Annotated in this window: 5 protein-coding genes; all 5 read left to right on the top strand. The window is 69.6% G+C overall.

Annotated features, from left to right (window positions below; genetic code table 11):
* Positions 1-80 precede the first annotated feature (80 nt).
* The 5 genes from pgeF (at position 81) to BHU15_RS30825 (ending at position 3,893) form a co-directional block, all read left to right on the top strand.
* Complete coding sequence (gene pgeF, locus BHU15_RS30845; protein WP_069630143.1) at positions 81-833, top strand: peptidoglycan editing factor PgeF; 753 nt, start codon at positions 81-83, stop codon at positions 831-833.
* The gene (locus BHU15_RS30840) at positions 830-1,549 is read left to right on the top strand and encodes a YggS family pyridoxal phosphate-dependent enzyme (RefSeq protein WP_069630142.1); all 720 of its coding nucleotides are present in this window, start codon (positions 830-832) and stop codon (positions 1,547-1,549) included. The genes pgeF and BHU15_RS30840 overlap by 4 nt, the downstream gene beginning before the upstream one ends.
* Positions 1,550-1,673: 124 nt before the next feature.
* Positions 1,674-2,291 (top strand): cell division protein SepF, encoded by a 618-nt coding sequence (locus tag BHU15_RS30835; RefSeq protein WP_031231917.1) that lies wholly within the window; start codon positions 1,674-1,676, stop codon positions 2,289-2,291.
* A 68-nt stretch (positions 2,292-2,359) separates the two neighbouring features.
* Entirely contained in the window at positions 2,360-2,656 is a 297-nt protein-coding gene (locus tag BHU15_RS30830; protein WP_023542376.1) for a YggT family protein, read from the top strand.
* Between the two features lie 49 nt (positions 2,657-2,705).
* A complete protein-coding gene (locus BHU15_RS30825; RefSeq protein WP_069630141.1) occupies positions 2,706-3,893 on the top strand; it encodes a DivIVA domain-containing protein in 1,188 nt (395 codons plus the stop codon).
* Positions 3,894-4,021 lie beyond the last annotated feature (128 nt).

Below are 4,021 nucleotides of genomic sequence, written 5' to 3'. Positions count from 1 at the left end.
GCAGGGGCTTCTCGTTGACCGCCGGCCCGTCCGTACCAGGACACCCAGGCCGAAGAGCTGGATGTCCCGGACTTCTTGAAGTGATAGGACAGCACGACACGTCCGTCTCGACGAGCGGCGCCCATTTCGCCTTCACCGACAGGTGGGGCGGGGTGAGCGCCGCTCCGTACGAGCGGCTCAACCTCGGCGGCGCGGTCGGCGACGACCCCGCCGCCGTACGTGCCAACCGGGCCGCCGCCGCCGAGTCCCTCGGGCTCGACCCGGCGCTGGTCGTCTGGATGAACCAGGTGCACGGCCGCGACGTCGCCGTCGTCGAAGGACCGTGGGAGCCGGGCGAGTCGGGGGAAATCCCGACGGTCGACGCCGTGGTCACCACCCGCCCGGGGCTCGCACTCGCCGTACTCACCGCCGACTGCGTCCCGGTTCTGCTGGCCGACCCGGTGGCGGGAGTCGTCGCCGCCGCGCACGCCGGACGCCCCGGACTTCTCGCGGGCGTCGTCCCGGCCGCCGTCGACGCGATGGTCGAACGGGGCGCGGAACCCTCCCGGATCACCGCCCGGACCGGACCCGCCGTCTGCGGGCGGTGTTACGAGGTCCCCGAAGCCATGCGGGCCCAAGTCGCCGAAGCCGTACCGGAGTCCTGGTCCAAGACCAGCTGGGGCACCCCCGCCGTCGATGTCGCCGCCGGGGTGCACGCCCAACTCGCCGCACTCGGGGTCCGGGACCGGCACCGCTCCGGGATCTGCACGATCGAATCGGCCGACCACTTCTCGTACCGCCGCGAGGGCACCACCGGACGGCTCGCCGGATATGTCTGGCTGGGGGCGTCATGACCGATCGTGCGAAGGAACTCGCCGAAAATCTTCACAAGGTGGAGGCCCGTATCGCGTCCGCCTGCGCGGCGGCCGGCCGCGAACGGGACGAAGTCACCCTGATCGTGGTCACCAAGACCTACCCGGCGAGCGACGTGCGACTGCTGCATGAACTCGGGGTGCGGCACGTTGCCGAGAACCGCGACCAGGACGCGGCGCCCAAGGCCGCCGCGTGCGCGGATCTGTCGCTGACGTGGCACTTCGTGGGCCAGTTGCAGACCAACAAAGTCCGTTCCGTGGCGGGTTATGCCGATGTTGTGCAATCTGTCGACCGGCTCAAACTCGTCTCGGCCCTGTCGGCCGCGGCGGTGCGCGCGGACCGTGAACTCGGCGTGCTCGTCCAGGTCGCGCTCGACGCGGACTCGGGTGCGCGCGGTGAGCGGGGCGGCGTCGCCCCGGACGGGATCGGGGAGTTGGCGACGGCCGTCGCCGGGGCACCGGGACTGCGGCTGGACGGTCTGATGACCGTCGCGCCCCTCGCCGGGCCGTACGCCGATCGCCAACAGGCGGCGTTCGAGCGCCTGCTGGAATTGTCATCCCTGCTGCGCGCGGACCATCCTGCTGCGAACATGGTGTCAGCAGGGATGAGTGCGGACCTCGAAGCAGCCGTGACGGCCGGAGCGACACATGTGCGCGTCGGTACGGCGGTACTCGGAGTCCGCCCCCGGCTCGGGTAACGTCGCGAAGCAAGTCGGACCACAGCAGAAAATATGGTCATTTCCGCCGAAAGGTGGAAAGACCGCGTGGATCGAGGGCACTTGGTGACGAGGCCGATCCACCACAGAGCGGAGGACTCAGAGCATGGCCGGCGCGATGCGCAAGATGGCGGTCTACCTCGGCCTCGTGGAGGACGATGGGTACGACGGCCGGGGTTTCGACCCCGATGACGATTTCGAACCCGAGCCCGAACCCGAGCGTGAACACCGGCGCCACCAGCCGGTACACCAGGTCGAACGGGACGAACCAGTACGAGTGGTGCAGCCTCCTCCGCAGCGTGAACGGGAACGTCAGCCGGTGCCGGTAGCGGCAGAAAGCGGACGTCCTGCTCGAATCGCCCCCGTGGCATCCATCACACCTGAACGCCCCAGCCTGGAGAAGAACGCACCAGTGATCATGCCCAAGGTCGTCTCCGAACGAGAGCCCTACCGCATCACCACACTGCACCCGCGGACCTACAACGAGGCCCGTACCATCGGGGAACACTTCCGCGAGGGCACCCCGGTGATCATGAACCTGACCGAGATGGACGACACCGATGCGAAGCGACTTGTCGACTTTGCCGCGGGACTAGTCTTCGGTCTCCATGGCAGCATTGAGCGAGTGACGCAGAAGGTGTTCCTGTTGTCGCCTGCTAACGTCGATGTCACGGCGGAGGACAAGGCCCGAATCGCAGAGGGCGGGTTCTTCAACCAGAGCTGAGATTCGACACCGGGAACGACCCGGCCGCGAGGCCGGACCAGAGAAGCCAGGGGAGAGGGAAGCGCGGGATGAGCGTTGCGCTACAGGTGGTCTACATCGCGCTGGTGTGCTTCCTCATCGTGCTGATCTTCCGGCTGGTCATGGATTACGTCTTCCAATTCGCCCGCTCATGGCAGCCCGGCAAGGCGATGGTGGTCGTTCTGGAGGCCACCTACACTGTCACCGATCCACCGCTCAAGCTTCTGCGGCGGTTCATTCCGCCGCTGCGTCTCGGGGGCGTGGCACTCGACCTGTCCTTCTTCGTTCTGATGATCATCGTGTACATCCTCATCTCGGTTGTCAGCAACCTTGCGAGGGCAATGTGAACGATACGGTCTTGCCGACTGCCGACGACTACGTAGAGGTGAAGAAGAGATGCCGTTGACCCCCGAGGACGTGCGGAACAAGCAGTTCACGACCGTCCGCCTCCGAGAAGGCTACGACGAGGACGAGGTCGATGCCTTCCTAGACGAGGTCGAGGCCGAACTGACGCGCCTGCTCCGCGAGAACGAGGATCTGCGCGCCAAGCTGGCCGCCGCGACGCGTGCCGCCGCGCAGAACCAGCAGCAGCAACAGCAGCAGGGGATGCGTAAGCCGCCGGAGCAGCAGGAGCGGCCCGGCGCGCCCGTCCCCGCCGCCATATCCGGACCGCCGGTACAGCAGCAGCAGCCCCCGCAGATGGGCCAGCCCCAACTGCCCGGTGGGCCCCCGCAGCTTCCCGCCGGCCCCGGCGGACACGGCCCCGGCCCGGGTCAGCACCCCGGCCACGGCCCCGGCCCGCAGGGTCAGCACGGTCCCGGTCCCATGCAGGGCGGCCCCATGCAGGGCCAGATGCAGGGCGGACCTATGCAGGGCCAGATGCAGGGCGGCCCCATGCAGGGCGGTCCCATGGGTGGACCGATGGGCGGCCCCATGGGCCACGGCCCGCAGCCCGGTCAGGGCGGCCCCGGCGGCGACAGCGCCGCGCGAGTGCTCTCGCTGGCGCAGCAGACCGCCGACCAGGCGATCGCGGAGGCCCGTTCCGAGGCCAACAAGATCGTGGGAGAGGCGCGTTCGCGTGCCGAGGGTCTGGAGCGGGACGCCCGTGCGAAGGCGGACGCCCTGGAGCGGGACGCGCAGGAGAAGCACCGCGTCGCGATGGGCTCCCTGGAGTCCGCGCGCGCGACGCTGGAGCGCAAGGTCGAGGACCTGCGTGGCTTCGAGCGCGAGTACCGCACGCGGCTGAAGTCCTACCTGGAGAGCCAGCTGCGCCAGCTGGAGACCCAGGCGGACGACTCGCTTGCCCCGCCGCGTACGCCGGCCGCGGCCTCGCTGCCGCCGTCGCCGTCCATGGCACCGGCCGGTGCGGGCGCGATGGGTCACACCATGGGCGGCAACCCGTCCATGGGCGGCGGGCACGGCCCGTCGTCGGGCGGACCGTCGTACGGGAACCAGCAGCAGATGTCCCCGGCGATGACCCAGCCGATGGCGCCGGTACGGCCGCAGGCGCCGCAGCCCATGCAGCCGATGCAGCAGGCGCCGTCGCCGATGCGCGGGTTTCTGATCGACGAGGACGACAACTGACGGGCGTTGGGCGCGGGTAGTCGCGCGCAGCCGTCGGCAGGCTGAAGGGCCGGGCCCGGGGTACACACCCCGGGCCCGGCCCTTTCCGCGTGCGCGGGCGGTTTCCCCCACCCCGCCCCTTCCCGAAA

Origin of the sequence: Streptomyces niveus, assembly GCF_001723055.1 — a bacterium.
In the GTDB taxonomy this organism is placed as follows: Bacteria; Actinomycetota; Actinomycetes; order Streptomycetales; family Streptomycetaceae; genus Streptomyces; species Streptomyces niveus.
This window is presented reverse-complemented; position numbering and strand designations above follow the sequence as displayed.